General features: G+C 66.2%; 10 protein-coding genes. 2 read left to right on the forward strand and 8 right to left on the reverse strand.

Annotated features, from left to right (window positions below):
* Positions 1-50: 50 nt before the first annotated feature.
* The 3 genes from prmC to hemA all read right to left on the reverse strand — a co-directional run bounded on the left by prmC (position 51) and on the right by hemA (position 3,351).
* Positions 51-893, reverse strand: a complete 843-nt coding sequence (prmC, locus tag DD542_RS06090) for a peptide chain release factor N(5)-glutamine methyltransferase (RefSeq protein WP_127804453.1) — start codon at positions 891-893, stop codon at positions 51-53.
* Entirely contained in the window at positions 890-1,990 is a 1,101-nt protein-coding gene (gene prfA / locus DD542_RS06095) for a peptide chain release factor 1 (protein WP_127804455.1), read from the reverse strand. Before prfA ends, prmC begins: the two co-directional genes overlap by 4 nt.
* Before the next feature lie 86 nt (positions 1,991-2,076).
* Entirely contained in the window at positions 2,077-3,351 is a 1,275-nt protein-coding gene (gene hemA / locus DD542_RS06100) for a glutamyl-tRNA reductase (RefSeq protein WP_127804457.1), read from the reverse strand.
* 50 nt (positions 3,352-3,401) lie between these two features.
* Here hemA and DD542_RS06105 point away from each other — a divergent pair, with 50 nt between their 5' ends.
* Positions 3,402-3,671, forward strand: coding sequence for a hypothetical protein (locus tag DD542_RS06105; protein WP_066153002.1), 270 nt, complete (start codon positions 3,402-3,404; stop codon positions 3,669-3,671).
* Between the two features lie 15 nt (positions 3,672-3,686).
* Here the strand turns inward: DD542_RS06105 and ugpQ are convergent, their stop codons facing one another.
* The 5 genes from ugpQ to ugpB form a co-directional block, all read right to left on the reverse strand.
* Positions 3,687-4,433: a glycerophosphodiester phosphodiesterase gene (gene ugpQ / locus DD542_RS06110; protein WP_066153005.1), complete on the reverse strand. Its 747-nt coding sequence runs from the start codon at positions 4,431-4,433 to the stop codon at positions 3,687-3,689.
* A complete protein-coding gene (locus tag DD542_RS06115; RefSeq protein ID WP_066153008.1) occupies positions 4,430-5,434 on the reverse strand; it encodes a sn-glycerol-3-phosphate import ATP-binding protein UgpC in 1,005 nt (334 codons plus the stop codon). Before DD542_RS06115 ends, ugpQ begins: the two co-directional genes overlap by 4 nt.
* A gap of 8 nt (positions 5,435-5,442) precedes the next feature.
* Positions 5,443-6,294: a sn-glycerol-3-phosphate ABC transporter permease UgpE gene (gene ugpE / locus DD542_RS06120; RefSeq protein WP_066153011.1), complete on the reverse strand. Its 852-nt coding sequence runs from the start codon at positions 6,292-6,294 to the stop codon at positions 5,443-5,445.
* A 1-nt stretch (position 6,295) separates the two neighbouring features.
* Positions 6,296-7,183 (reverse strand): sn-glycerol-3-phosphate ABC transporter permease UgpA, encoded by an 888-nt coding sequence (ugpA, locus tag DD542_RS06125; RefSeq protein ID WP_066153014.1) that lies wholly within the window; start codon positions 7,181-7,183, stop codon positions 6,296-6,298.
* A 102-nt stretch (positions 7,184-7,285) separates the two neighbouring features.
* On the reverse strand, positions 7,286-8,596 hold the full coding sequence (gene ugpB / locus DD542_RS06130; RefSeq protein ID WP_241559773.1) for a sn-glycerol-3-phosphate ABC transporter substrate-binding protein UgpB: 1,311 nt from the start codon (positions 8,594-8,596) through the stop codon (positions 7,286-7,288).
* Between the two features lie 196 nt (positions 8,597-8,792).
* Here ugpB and DD542_RS06135 point away from each other — a divergent pair, with 196 nt between their 5' ends.
* Positions 8,793-12,683, forward strand: a complete 3,891-nt coding sequence (locus DD542_RS06135; RefSeq protein ID WP_127804461.1) for an FAD/FMN-binding oxidoreductase — start codon at positions 8,793-8,795, stop codon at positions 12,681-12,683.
* The last annotated feature ends 8 nt before the right edge of the window (positions 12,684-12,691 follow it).

Genomic DNA, 12,691 nt, shown 5'->3' on the forward strand with positions numbered 1-12,691 from the left:
GTCCTGTGTCGGTTCGTTGAGGGCGCCGGAAGCTGCCGGCCGATGGTGGATTATCGCAAGCCGGGCCAGCGGCCGCCGCTGCAGCGTTCAATGCCCGCCAGATCGGTCCGGCTGCAGACTTCTTTGAACCCCTGGGTGCCCAGCAGTTCCCGCACGGCGGTGGCCTGGTCGTGGCCATGCTCCAGCAGCAGCCAGCCACCGGGGCGCAGCGCGCCGGGGGCCTGCGTCACGATCTGGCGGAGGTCGGCCAGTCCGTCGGGGCCGGCGGTCAGGGCAGTGATGGGTTCGTGGCTGAGGGCGACCAGGTGGTGGTCGCCTTCGGCGATATAGGGAGGGTTGCTGGCGATCACATCAAAGCGCTCGCCCGGCGCCGCCGCCAGCCAGGCGCCTTGGGCGAAGCGCACCGGCAGGTTCAGCCGTTGGGCATTGGCCTGCGCGACCGCCAGGGCGTCGGCGCTGGCGTCGGTGGCGCTGATCTGTGCGTCCGGGCGGCGGGCGGCGACCGTCAGCGCGATGGCGCCGCTGCCGGTGCCCAGGTCCAGCAGGCGGGGAGGTTCGGCACCACCGGGCTTTGGCAGTGCGTCCAGGGCCCAGTCCACCAGCACCTCGGTGTCCGGGCGCGGCACCAGCACGCGAGCATCGACCTTCAGCGTGAGTCCGCCAAATTCCTTTTCACCCAGCAGATAGGCCACCGGCTCGCCCGCCCGGCGGCGCTGCTGCAGCGCCTGCCAGCGAGCCGCCGCTTCCGGTGGCAGCGGGTCGCTGTCGTGCGCGATCAGCCAGGCCCTGTCGTGCGGCGAACGGCCCAGGGCGTGCAGCAGCAGCATCTGGGCATCCAGCCGGTCCAGGCTGGCGGTGGCGGCCTGCCGCAGGGCGTCTTGCAGCGTGTTCATCGGCTGTTCTGCTGTTCCAGGTCGGCCAGCAGCTCGGCACCACGCGCCACCTGCAGCGCGTGGATCACGTCGCCCAGGTCGCCCTCCATCACCTGCAGCAGCTTGTAGAGCGTGAGGTTGATGCGGTGGTCGGTCAGCCGACCCTGCGGGAAGTTGTAGGTGCGGATGCGGTCGCTGCGGTCGCCGCTGCCGACCAGGCCCTTGCGGGTGGCGGCCTCTTTGGCGGCGCGCTCGCTGCGTTCCTTTTCCTGGATGCGCGCCTGCAGCACCTGCAGCGCCTTGGCCTTGTTGCTGTGCTGGCTGCGGCCGTCCTGGCACTCCGCCACGATGCCGGTGGGCAGGTGCACCACGCGCACGGCGGAGTCGGTCTTGTTGATGTGCTGACCGCCCGCACCGCTGGCGCGGAAGGTGTCGATGCGCAGATCAGCCGGGTTGAGCTTGATGGCCTCGGCCTCGTCGGGCTCGGGCATCACGGCCACGGTGGCGGCGCTGGTGTGGATACGGCCCTGGGTTTCGGTCGCGGGCACGCGCTGCACGCGGTGGCCGCCGGACTCGAAGCGCAGCTGGCCGTAGACGCTGGCGCCTGGGCCGCGTCCGGCGATGCGCAGCACCACCTCCTTGTAGCCGCCGAGTTCGCTGGGCGACTCGCTCACGATCTCGGTGGTCCAGCCCTGGCTGTCGGCGTAGCGGGTGTACATGCGGGCCAGGTCGCCCGCGAACAGGGCCGACTCGTCGCCGCCGGTGCCGGCACGGATTTCCACGAAGGCCGGGCGTTCATCGTCCGGGTCCCTGGGCAGCAGCAGGTGCTGCAACTCCTGGTCCAGGCGTTCGAGGTCGGCTTGGGCCGCCTCAATCTCTTCCTGTGCCATCTCGGCCATGTCGGGGTCGGCCAGCATCTCCTGCGCCGCAGCCAGATCGGCCTCGCGCTGCTGGTGGCGGTCGAAGGCCTCGACGATGACGGAGGCGTCGGCGTGTTCGCGGCTGAGGGTGCGGAAGCGCTCGAGGTCGCTCACCACGTCGGGAGCGGAGAGCAGGGCGTCCAGCTCGTGCAGGCGGGCTTTCTGGCGCAGCAGGGTGTCGCGGACGAAGGGTTTCATGCGGGAGCGGACAAGAAGCGACGGCGGCAAGGGGCGCACGGGGCCGGCGGACCGTGCAGGGCGCCCGAGGGCGCCGGGCGGCGTCGCTAGGACTTTTCGCGCAGGAACAGGCGCGAGACGGTCTGTGCAGTGGCGGCGCGGGTTTCGGCATCGCCGGCGTGCAGCTCGGCCAGGGTGCCGTGCAGCATCTTCTGCGTCAGTCCCTTGGACAGGGCTTCGAGCACGTTCTCGACCGGCTCGCCCTTGGCCAGCAGCTTCTTCGCACGGGCCAGTTCGGCGGCGCGCCAGGCGTCGGCCTGGGCGTTGATCTGCTGGATCAGCGGCACCACGCCACCCTTGGCCGGGTCGCGCTGGTCGAGCCAGTGCATGAAGCTGAGCACGCCTGCGTCGATGATGGCCTCGGCTTGGGCCACGGCCGCCTGGCGGTTTTCCTTGCCGGTCTGCACCACGCTGGCCAGATCGTCCACGGTGTAGAGGTACACGTCGGACAGGCCCTTGACCTCGATCTCGATGTCGCGCGGCACGGCCAGATCGACCATGAACATGGGGCGGTGCTTGCGCTTCTTCAGCGCGCGTTCGACCGCGCCCAGGCCGATGATGGGCAGGGTGCTGGCAGTGCAGCTGACCACGGCGTCGAACTCGTGCAGGCGCTCGGGAATGTCGGCCAGGCGCATGACCTGGGCGCCGAAGCGGCTGGCCAAGGTCTCGCCGCGTTCGAGCGTGCGGTTGGCGATGGCCATGCTCTTGGGTGTCTTGGCCGCGAAGTGCGTGGCGGCCAGTTCGACCATCTCGCCGGCGCCGACGAACAGCACCTTGATGTCCTTCAGGTCTTCGAACAGCTGGCTGGCCAGGCGCACGGCGGCGGCGGTCATGCTGATCGAGTGGGCACCGATCTCGGTGGAGGTGCGCACCTGCTTGGCCACTGCGAAGGAGCGCTGGAACAGCTGGTGCAACGTGGTGCCCAGGGCTCCGGCCTCGTCGGCGGCACGCACCGCGTCCTTCATCTGTCCCAGGATCTGGGCCTCGCCCAGCACCATGCTGTCCAGGCCGCTGGCGACGCGGAAGGCGTGGCGCGCGGCCTCGCCTTCGCGCAGGATGTAGGCGTGGTCTTTCAGCACATGGGTGCTGACACCACCGGTCTGTGCGAGCCATTCCAGCGTGGGCTCCACGGCCGACTGTTCGCCCGCGGCGTACAGCTCGGTGCGGTTGCAGGTGGACAGCAGCGTGGCCTCGGGCTGACGCGCCAGACTGCTGCGGTAGCCGTGCAGCGTGGGCTGGATCTGGTCGAGCGCGAACGCGAAACGGCCCCGCAAATCAAGCGGAGCCGTGTGGTGGTTGATGCCGAGCGCCCAGACAGACATGGCCGCGATTATAAAATTCGCCGCCTCTGCCCGGACGGATTTCACCACCCATGTCGTTTCTGGCCCTGATCGGGCACCTTGCCAACTTCATCGCCCCGGCCATCGGGGTGGCCTTGTTGCTGTGGGGCATGCCCCGGATCTGGCCGAAGGCGCGGGCGGGGCGGTGGGGCGCCCGCCACGAACTGATGGCGCTCTGCGCGCTGGGGGTGGCGGTGTTGCTGGCCGGGCTGGTCCTCTTCGGCAGGGACGGCAAGATGCTCAGCTACACCGCGCTGGTGCTGGCCCAGGGTTCGCTGGGCTGGTGGCTGCGCAGGCGCTGACCAGGCGCCACCCGGTCAGTCGGGCGCGAACAGGTCGACCCGGTCGGTGATCAGGCCGTCGATGCCCAGTCCCCAGAGCCGTTCGGCTTCCTGCGGCTCGTTCACCGTGTAGGCCAGGGCGCGCATCTGGCGGCCGTGCACGGTGGCCATCACCTCGGAAGTCCAGAGCACCTGGTCGCAGACGACGGCCACGCAGCCCATCCGCTGCGCCATCTCCAGCCAGCCGTCCCACAGGGTCTCCAGCAGCAGTCCTCTGGGCAGCTCGGGTGCGCTTTCGACGGCGCCAGCCAGCGCCTGCGGCTGGAACGAGGTCAGCAGCGGCGGGATGGGGGCGTCCGCCCATAGACGGGCTGCTTCCCGCGCGACGACCCGCCCGGTTTCTTCCTCCAGCCCCGGTGTGGGCTTGATTTCTATGTTGAGCAGGAAGGCATTGGCGCGGCAGAACCGCGCCACGCCCTCCAGCGTGGGCAGGCGCTCGCCCGCGTACTGGCGCGAGTGCCAGCTGCCTGCATCGAGCAGGCTCAGTTCCGCCCAGGGCTGGTGGCCGGCGATCCCTTGGCCGTCGGTGGTCCGGTCCAGCGTGTCGTCGTGCAGCAGAAAGACCTGGCCATCGGCGCTGAGCTTGGCGTCGCACTCGGCCATGCGGTAGCCATGCTGCGCGCCCAGGCGGAACGCGGCCAAGGTGTTTTCCGGGGCCAGCTTGCCGGCGCCGCGGTGGGCGATCCAGCGCGGGTAGGGCCAGTGTGTGGGGGTGTCCTTCACAGGCGTGCTCCAGTCTGCTGGTCGAACCAGTGCAGCCGGTCCTCGCGCGGGCGCGCCACCACCGTGCTGCCGACTTCGGGGGCGCCCTGGTCCTCGTGGGTGCGGATGATCAGCGCCTCGTCGCCCAGGCGGGCGTGGATCAGTCGCTCGGCACCGAGCAATTCCACCGTCTCCACCTGCAGGCTCCAGCCTTCCTGCGCGAGATCGATGTGTTCGGGGCGGATGCCCATGGTGCAGCCCGGCCGCCCCCCAGGCGCGTTGTTCAGCAGGTTCATTGGGGGCGATCCCATGAAGCTGGCGACGAAGGTGGTGGCGGGGCGGGAGTAGACTTCTTCGGGCGTGCCGAACTGCTCCATGCGGCCGGCGTTCATCACGATCATGCGCTGGGCCAGCGTCATCGCCTCGACCTGGTCGTGGGTGACGAACAGCGAGGTGATGCCCAGCTCGCGGTGCAGCTTCTGGATCTCCAGCCGGGTCTGGGCGCGCAGCTTGGCGTCGAGGTTGGACAGCGGTTCGTCGAACAGGAACACCTGGGGCTGGCGTACGATGGCGCGGCCCATGGCGACGCGCTGGCGCTGCCCGCCCGAGAGCTGGCGCGGTTTGCGGTCCAGCAGGTGGCCCAGCTCCAGGATGGCCGCGGCCTTGTCCACGCGCTGGCGGATCTCGGCGGCTGGCAGCTTCTTGATCTTCAACCCGTAGGCCATGTTCTCGAACACGCTCATGTGCGGGTAGAGCGCGTAGTTCTGGAACACCATGGCGATGTCACGGTCGGCGGGTTCGAGCTGGTTGACCACGCGCTCGCCGATGCGGATCTCGCCACCGCTGATTTCTTCGAGCCCGGCCACCATGCGCAGCAGCGTGGACTTGCCGCAGCCCGAGGGGCCGACGATGACGATGAATTCACCGTCGGTGATCTCGGCGTTGACACCGTGGATCACCTGCAGCGACTGTTTTCCCTGGTGGTATTGCTTGACGACGTTTCGGAAGGAGAGGGAAGCCATGAGGGTGCTTATTTTTCGGTGTCGACCAGGCCCTTGACGAACCATTTCTGCATGAGGATGACGACCAGTGCCGGCGGAATCATGGCCAGCACGGCGGTGGCCATCACGATATTCCAGTCGGTGGCCGCGTCCCCACCGCTGATCATGCGTTTGATCCCGATGACGACCGGGTACATGTTTTCCTCGGTTGTCACCAGCAGGGGCCACAGATACTGGTTCCAGCCGTAGATGAACTGGATGACGAACAGGGCCGCGATCGAGGTCGCCGACAGCGGCATCAGCACGTCCTTGAAAAAGCGCATCGGGCCAGCGCCGTCTATGCGCGCGGCCTCGACCAGCTCGTCGGGCACGGTCAGAAAGAACTGGCGGAACAGGAAGGTGGCGGTGGCCGACGCAATCAGCGGCACGGTCAGGCCTGCGTAGGAATTGAGCATGCCCAGGTTGGCGACGACCGCGTAAGTCGGGCCGATGCGGACCTCCACCGGCAGCATCAAGGTGACGAAGATGCACCAGAAGAACAGCATGCGGAACGGGAACCGGAAGTAGACAATGGCGAAGGCCGAGAGCAGCGAGATCGCGATCTTGCCCACGGCGATCACCAGGGCGGTGATCAGGCTCACCATCATCATCCGGCCCACCGGGGCGTTGGAGGCCGCTCCCATGCCCGACCCTTGCAGCGCCGCAACGTAGTTTTCGATCAGGTGACTGCCTGGCAGCAGGGACATGGGGGCGTGGATGATCTCCTGAGCGGTCTGGGTCGATGCCACGAAGGTGAGGTAGAGCGGAAAGCAGACCACCGAGATGCCGAGGATCAGAACGGCGTGCGACAGAAAGGTCAGGCCAGGGCGGCGTTCGATCATGTCAGTACTGCACTTTCTTTTCGACGAAGCGGAACTGGATCACCGTCAGGGCGATCACGATCGCCATCAGCACGACCGACTGGGCGGCCGAGCCGCCCAGGTCCAGGGCCTTGAAGCCGTCGTAGTACACCTTGTAGACCAGGATCGCGGTGTCCTTGCCGGGACCGCCCTGGGTCGCCGCGTCCACGATGGCGAAGGTGTCGAAGAAGGCATACACCACGTTGATCACGAACAGGAAGAAGGTGGTGGGCGAGAGCAGCGGGAACTGGATGGTCCAGAAGCGCCGCCAGGGGTGCGCACCGTCGATGGCGGCGGCCTCGATGAGCGATTTGGGAATGCTCTGCAGACCTGCGAGGAAGAACAGGAAGTTGTAGGAGATCTGCTTCCAGACGGCCGCCAGCACGATCAGGATCATGGCGTGGTTGCTGTTGAGCAGGCTGTTCCACTCGATGCCGAGGGCGCGCAGCGCGTGGGACACGACACCGATGGAGGGTGCGAGCATGAACAGCCAGAGCACACCGGCCACGGCGGGAGCCACCGCGTAGGGCCAGATCAGCAGGGTTCGGTAGATCAGCGTGGCCTTGACAACCCGGTCGGCAAACACGGCCAGCACAAGCGAGATGCCGATGCCCAGCCCGGCCACCAGCACCGAAAAGATGGCCGTGGTCTTGAACGATGCCAGGTAGGTGTCGTCCTCGAGCAGGTTGGCGAAGTTCTGCAGGCCGACCCACTCCGTCGAAGTCCCGAAGGCATCGGATTGCTGGAACGATTGCAGCAAGGCCTGGCCGGCCGGCCAGAAGAAGAACACCAGAATGACCGAGACCTGGGGCGCGAGCAGTACCCACGGCAGCCAGCGGGAGCGGAAAACGACGCGTTTTTCTGAGGCCATTCGGGTTGTCGGACGAGGTGGACTGGATCGGGCAGGCGATGCCGCACAACGGCGGCCAGCGGCGGCACTGCCATGCCGTCCGCGGGCTCGCCGAGCTTGCGCTTATTTGTTGGCGGCCTCGAAGCGCACCAGCAGTTCGTTGCCGCGCTTGACGGCGCTGTCCAGGGCTTCCTTGGCGGTCTTCTTGCCCGCCCACACCTGCTCGAGTTCCTCGTCCTCGATCGCGCGGATCTGCACGAAGTTGCCCAGTCGGATGCCGCGCGACTTGTCGGTGGTTTTGCGGATCATCTGGTTCACCGCCACGTCGGTTCCGGGGTTCTGCTTGTAGAAACCGGACTTCTCGGTGGCTTCGAAGGAGGCCATGGTGATGGGCAGATAGCCGGTGCGCTGGTGGCTCTTGGCCTGGATCTCGGCGTTCGTCAGGTAGTTGAAGAAGGCGGCCACGCCTTTGTACTCGTCCGGCTTCTTGCCCGCCATCACCCACAGCGAAGCGCCGCCGATCACGGTGTTCTGCGGGGCACCCGCGACGTCCGGGTAGTAAGGCAGAGGGGCAATGCCGAAATCGAACTTGGCGTTCTTCTTGATGGTGGCGTAGGTCGATGAAGACGCTGTGGCCATCGCGCATTCACCCGAATAGAACGGCGCATCCGCCGCATTGCCGCGGCCGCGGTAGACGAACAGGCCCTGTTTGGCCATGTTGGCCAGGTTCTCGATGTGGCGCACATGCAGCGGACTGTTGAAGTTCAGGCGTGCGCTGGTGCCACCGAATCCGTTGCCCTTGGTGGCGAACTCGGTGTTGTGCCAGGTCGAGAAGCTTTCCAGCTGCGTCCAGCCCTGCCAGCTGGTGGTGAACGGGCAGCTGACGCCGGCGGCTTTGAGCTTGGCTGCGGCCAGCACCACTTCGGGCCAGGTCTGAGGCGGCTTCTCCGGGTCGAGGCCGGCCTTGCGGAAGGCATCCTTATTGTAGTTGAAGACCGTCGTGGAACTGTTCAGCGGAAAGCTGAGCATTTGGCCGTTGGGCGCGGTGTAGTAGCCGACGACGGCCGGGATGTAGGCCTGGGGGTTGAACTTGTAGCCCGCGTCGGCCAGCACCTTGCCCACGGGCACGATCGCGCTCTTGGCTGCCATCATCGTGGCCGTGCCCACTTCATAGACCTGCAGGATGTGGGGCGCATTGCCGGCCCGGAAGGCGGCCACGGCGGCCGGCATGGTTTCGTCGTAGGTCCCCTTGTAGGTGGGGATCACCTTGTAGTCTTTCTGGCTGGCATTGAAACCATTGGCCAGGTCCGTGACCCAGTCGTTCAGGCCGCCGGTCATCGAATGCCACCACTGGATTTCAGTCTGTGCCTGGGCGTTGCTGCTGAAGCCGAACACAAGCAGCGCGGCGGTGAGTGTGGAGAGATGTTGGCGCATGGGCATGGTGGGTCTCCTGTAGGTTGGGAACGGTTTCGATGACACAAAAAAAGCCAGCCTAGGCAACGAATGTGACCAAGGCATTGCAGCTTTCTTTCCGAAAGGTGACAACAAGGGCTTTCCATGAGACGGTGTCGCGCATGTTGCGCTGCGGTACCATCCTTGGCTCAGCTCCGTTTGCTGGCCCATTTCCCTCATGAACGCCCCCACGCCGCTTCCGCTTCTGGAAACCGCTGCAGACGAATCACCCCGTTTGCGCGAGATCCCCTACAACTACACGTCGTTCTCGGATCGTGAAATCGTGATGCGGTTGTTGGGCTCCCGGGCCTGGGCGCTGCTGGACGAACTGCGCGGCGAGCGGCGCACCGGCCGCTCTGCCCGCATGCTGTACGAGGTGCTGGGCGACATCTGGGTCGTGCAGCGCAACCCCTACCTGCAGGACGACCTGCTCGACAACCCCAAGCGCCGCTCGGCGCTCGTTGATGCCCTGCACCACCGTCTGGGCGAGGTGCAGAAGCGCCGCACGCCGCAGGACGACCCGGGGCGCGACGAGTCGGTGGGTCAGCTGCTGGCCGCAGCCAGGGCCGCAGTCGAGTCGTTTGCCCGCTCTTTTGAAGAGATGGCCGAACTGCGCCAGCGCACGAACAAGGTGCTGCGCAAGCTGACCGCCAAGGACAACATCAAGTTTGACGGCCTCTCGCGCGTGTCGCACGTTACCGACGCGACCGACTGGCGCGTGGAGTACCCCTTCGTCGTGCTCACGCCCGACACAGAGGCCGAGATGGCGCACCTGGTCAAGGGCTGTGTCGAGCTGGGCCTGACCATCATCCCGCGCGGGGGCGGCACCGGCTACACCGGGGGCGCCATCCCGCTGACCTGGAAGAGCGTGGTCATCAACACCGAGAAGCTCGAAGCCATGACCGAGGTCGAGCATGTCTCGATTCCGGGTCATGTGCAACCCGTGGCCACGGTGTGGACCGAGGCCGGTGTGGTCACCCAGCGTGTGGCCGATGCGGCCGAACGCGCCGGCTATGTGTTTGCGGTGGACCCGACCTCGGCCGAGGCCTCCTGCGTGGGCGGCAACATCGCCATGAATGCGGGCGGCAAGAAGGCGGTGCTGTGGGGCACGGCACTGGACAATCTGGTGAGCTGGCGCATGGTGACGCCGCAGGCCGAGTGGCTCGAGGTGACTCGCCTCGACCACAACCTGGGCAAGATCCACGACGCCGAGGTCGCCACCTTCGAGCTCAAGTACTTCGCCGCCGACGGCAAGACCCACCTGCGCACCGAGCAGCTGGCCATCCCGGGCAAGACCTTCCGCAAGGAAGGCCTGGGCAAGGATGTGACCGACAAGTTCCTGAGCGGCCTGCCGGGCATCCAGAAAGAGGGTTGCGACGGTCTGATCACCAGTGGCCGCTGGGTGGTGCACCGCATGCCCGAGCACACACGCACTGTGTGCCTGGAGTTCTTTGGCAACCCCAAGGATGGCGTGCCCTCGATCGTTGAGATCAAGGACTTCATGTTCGCCGAGCAGAAGCGCAGCGGCACCCTGCTGGCTGGCCTGGAGCACCTGGACGACCGCTACCTCAAGGCCGTGGGGTACGCCACCAAGAGTAAGCGCGGCACCCTGCCCAAGATGGTGCTGATCGGCGACATCGTCGGTGACGACGCCGACGCCGTGGCCCGCGCGACCAGCGAGGTGATCCGCCTGGCCAACGGCCGCAGCGGCGAGGGCTTTGTGGCCATCAGCTACGAGGCGCGCAAGAAATTCTGGCTCGATCGCAAGCGCACGGCAGCGATCTCCAAACACACCAACGCCTTCAAGATCAACGAAGATGTGGTGATTCCGCTGCCGCGCATGGGTGAGTACACCCTGGGTATCGAGCGCATCAACATCGAGCTGTCGCTGCGCAACAAACTCAAGCTGTGCGATGCGCTGGAGGCCTTCTTTGCCCGGGGCAGCCTGCCGTTGGGCAAGACCGACGACGCCAACGACCTGCCCAACGCTGAACTGCTGGAAGACCGCGTGCAGCAGGCGTTGGCGCTGGTGCGCGAGGTGCGAGCCCTGTGGGCCGGCTGGCTGCGCGACGTGGAAACCCTGTTCCCGCAACTGCAGGACCATACCCTGCGCGCGAGCTGGAAGACCCAGATCCGCAGCCCGCTGCAGCAGATCTTCAGCGGTGCGGCCTTCGGCCCCATCCTGGCCGAGTGCAATGCGATCCACAAGCGCGTGCTCAAGGGCCGCGTCTGGGTGGCGCTGCACATGCACGCCGGCGACGGCAACGTGCACACCAACATCCCGGTCAACAGCGACGACTACGAGATGCTGCAGACCGCGCACGAGGCGGTGGCCCGCATCATGGTGCTGGCGCGCAGTCTGGACGGCGTGATCTCGGGTGAGCACGGTATCGGCATCACCAAGCTGGAGTTCCTCAGCGACGACGAGCTGAACCCGTTCGCCGAATACAAGGCCAAGGTCGACCCCGAGGGGCGTTTCAACAAGGGCAAGCTGCTGCGCGGCCCGGCGCACCAGGCGCTGGTGGCGCGCGATGCCAGCGTGCGCCAGGCCGATCTGGCCAATGCCTACACACCCTCGTTCGGCCTGATGGGCCACGAGTCGCTGATCATGCAGCAGAGCGACATCGGCGCGATCGCCGATTCGGTCAAGGACTGCCTGCGCTGCGGCAAGTGCAAGCCGGTCTGCGCCACCCACGTGCCGCGCGCCAACCTGCTCTACAGCCCGCGCAACAAGATCCTGGCGACCTCGCTGCTGATCGAGGCTTTCCTGTATGAAGAGCAGACGCGCCGCGGCATCAGCATCAAGCACTGGGAAGAGTTCGAAGACGTGGCCGACCACTGCACGGTGTGCCACAAGTGCTACACGCCCTGTCCGGTGAAGATCGACTTCGGCGACGTGTCGATGAACATGCGCAACCTGCTGCGCAAGATGGGCCAGAAGAGCTGGAGGCCGGGCAACGCGGCGGCCATGTTCTTCCTCAACGCCACCAACCCCGAGACCATCAAGTTCATGCGCTCGGCCATGGTGGACGTGGGTTTCAAGGCCCAGCGCCTGGCCAACAACCTGCTCAAGCCCGCCGCACGGGCGCAGACCAATGCGCCGCCGGCCAGTCTGGGGCCAGCGCCGGTCAAGGAGCAGGTGATCCACTTCATCAACAAGAAGATGCCGGGTGGCCTGCCCAAGAAGACGGCGCGCGCGCTGCTGGACATCGAGGACAAGGACTACGTTCCGATCATTCGCAACCCGCAAGGCACGACCAGCGAGACCGAGGCGGTGTTTTACTTTCCGGGTTGTGGTTCGGAACGCCTGTTCAGCCAGGTCGGTCTGGCGACCCAGGCCATGCTGTGGCATGCGGGCGTGCAGACCGTGCTGCCGCCGGGTTATCTGTGCTGCGGCTACCCGCAGCGCGGCTCGGGCCAGTACGACAAGGCCGAGAAGATGATCACCGACAACCGGGTGCTGTTCCACCGTGTGGCCAACACGCTGAATTACCTGGACATCAAGACGGTGGTGGTCTCCTGCGGCACGTGCTACGACCAGCTGCAGGGCTACAAGTTTGAGGAAATTTTCCCCGGCTGCCGCATCATCGACATCCACGAGTACCTGCTGGAGAAGGGCATTACCTTGCCGGCCGGGCAGGGGGGCTACCTGTACCACGAGCCCTGCCACAACCCGATGAAGCTCCAGGATTCCCTGAAGACCGTCAAGGCACTGGTGGGCGATGGCGTGATCAAGAGCGAGCGCTGCTGCGGTGAGAGCGGCACGCTGGGCGTGAGCCGCCCCGACATCTCGACCCAGGTGCGCTTCCGAAAAGAAGAGGAAATCCGAAAGGGTGAAGCGGCTCTGCGCGCGGCGGGTACGGTGGGCGAAAAAACCAACGTCAAGATGCTCACGTCCTGCCCCAGCTGCCTCCAGGGGCTGTCCCGCTACACCGACGACCTGCAGAACGGCCTGCTGGAGGCCGACTACATCGTGGTCGAAATGGCGCGCCAGATCCTGGGCGAGAACTGGTTGCCCGAATACGTCGAGAAAGCGAACCAGGGCGGTATCGAGCGCGTGCTGGTCTGAACACATTG

Source organism: Hydrogenophaga sp. NH-16 (assembly GCF_004006415.1).
In the GTDB taxonomy this organism is placed as follows: domain Bacteria; phylum Pseudomonadota; class Gammaproteobacteria; order Burkholderiales; family Burkholderiaceae_C; genus Hydrogenophaga; species Hydrogenophaga pseudoflava.

Coding starts and splice junctions, on each gene's coding strand:
- prmC (WP_127804453.1), bottom strand. CDS start 893: ATGAACACGCTGCAAGACGCCCTGCGGCAGGCCGCCACCGCCAGCCTG.
- prfA (WP_127804455.1), bottom strand. CDS start 1,990: ATGAAACCCTTCGTCCGCGACACCCTGCTGCGCCAGAAAGCCCGCCTG.
- hemA (WP_127804457.1), bottom strand. CDS start 3,351: ATGTCTGTCTGGGCGCTCGGCATCAACCACCACACGGCTCCGCTTGAT.
- DD542_RS06105 (WP_066153002.1), top strand. CDS start 3,402: ATGTCGTTTCTGGCCCTGATCGGGCACCTTGCCAACTTCATCGCCCCG.
- DD542_RS06115 (WP_066153008.1), bottom strand. CDS start 5,434: ATGGCTTCCCTCTCCTTCCGAAACGTCGTCAAGCAATACCACCAGGGA.
- ugpE (WP_066153011.1), bottom strand. CDS start 6,294: ATGATCGAACGCCGCCCTGGCCTGACCTTTCTGTCGCACGCCGTTCTG.
- ugpA (WP_066153014.1), bottom strand. CDS start 7,183: ATGGCCTCAGAAAAACGCGTCGTTTTCCGCTCCCGCTGGCTGCCGTGG.
- ugpB (WP_241559773.1), bottom strand. CDS start 8,596: ATGCGCCAACATCTCTCCACACTCACCGCCGCGCTGCTTGTGTTCGGC.
- DD542_RS06135 (WP_127804461.1), top strand. CDS start 8,793: ATGAACGCCCCCACGCCGCTTCCGCTTCTGGAAACCGCTGCAGACGAA.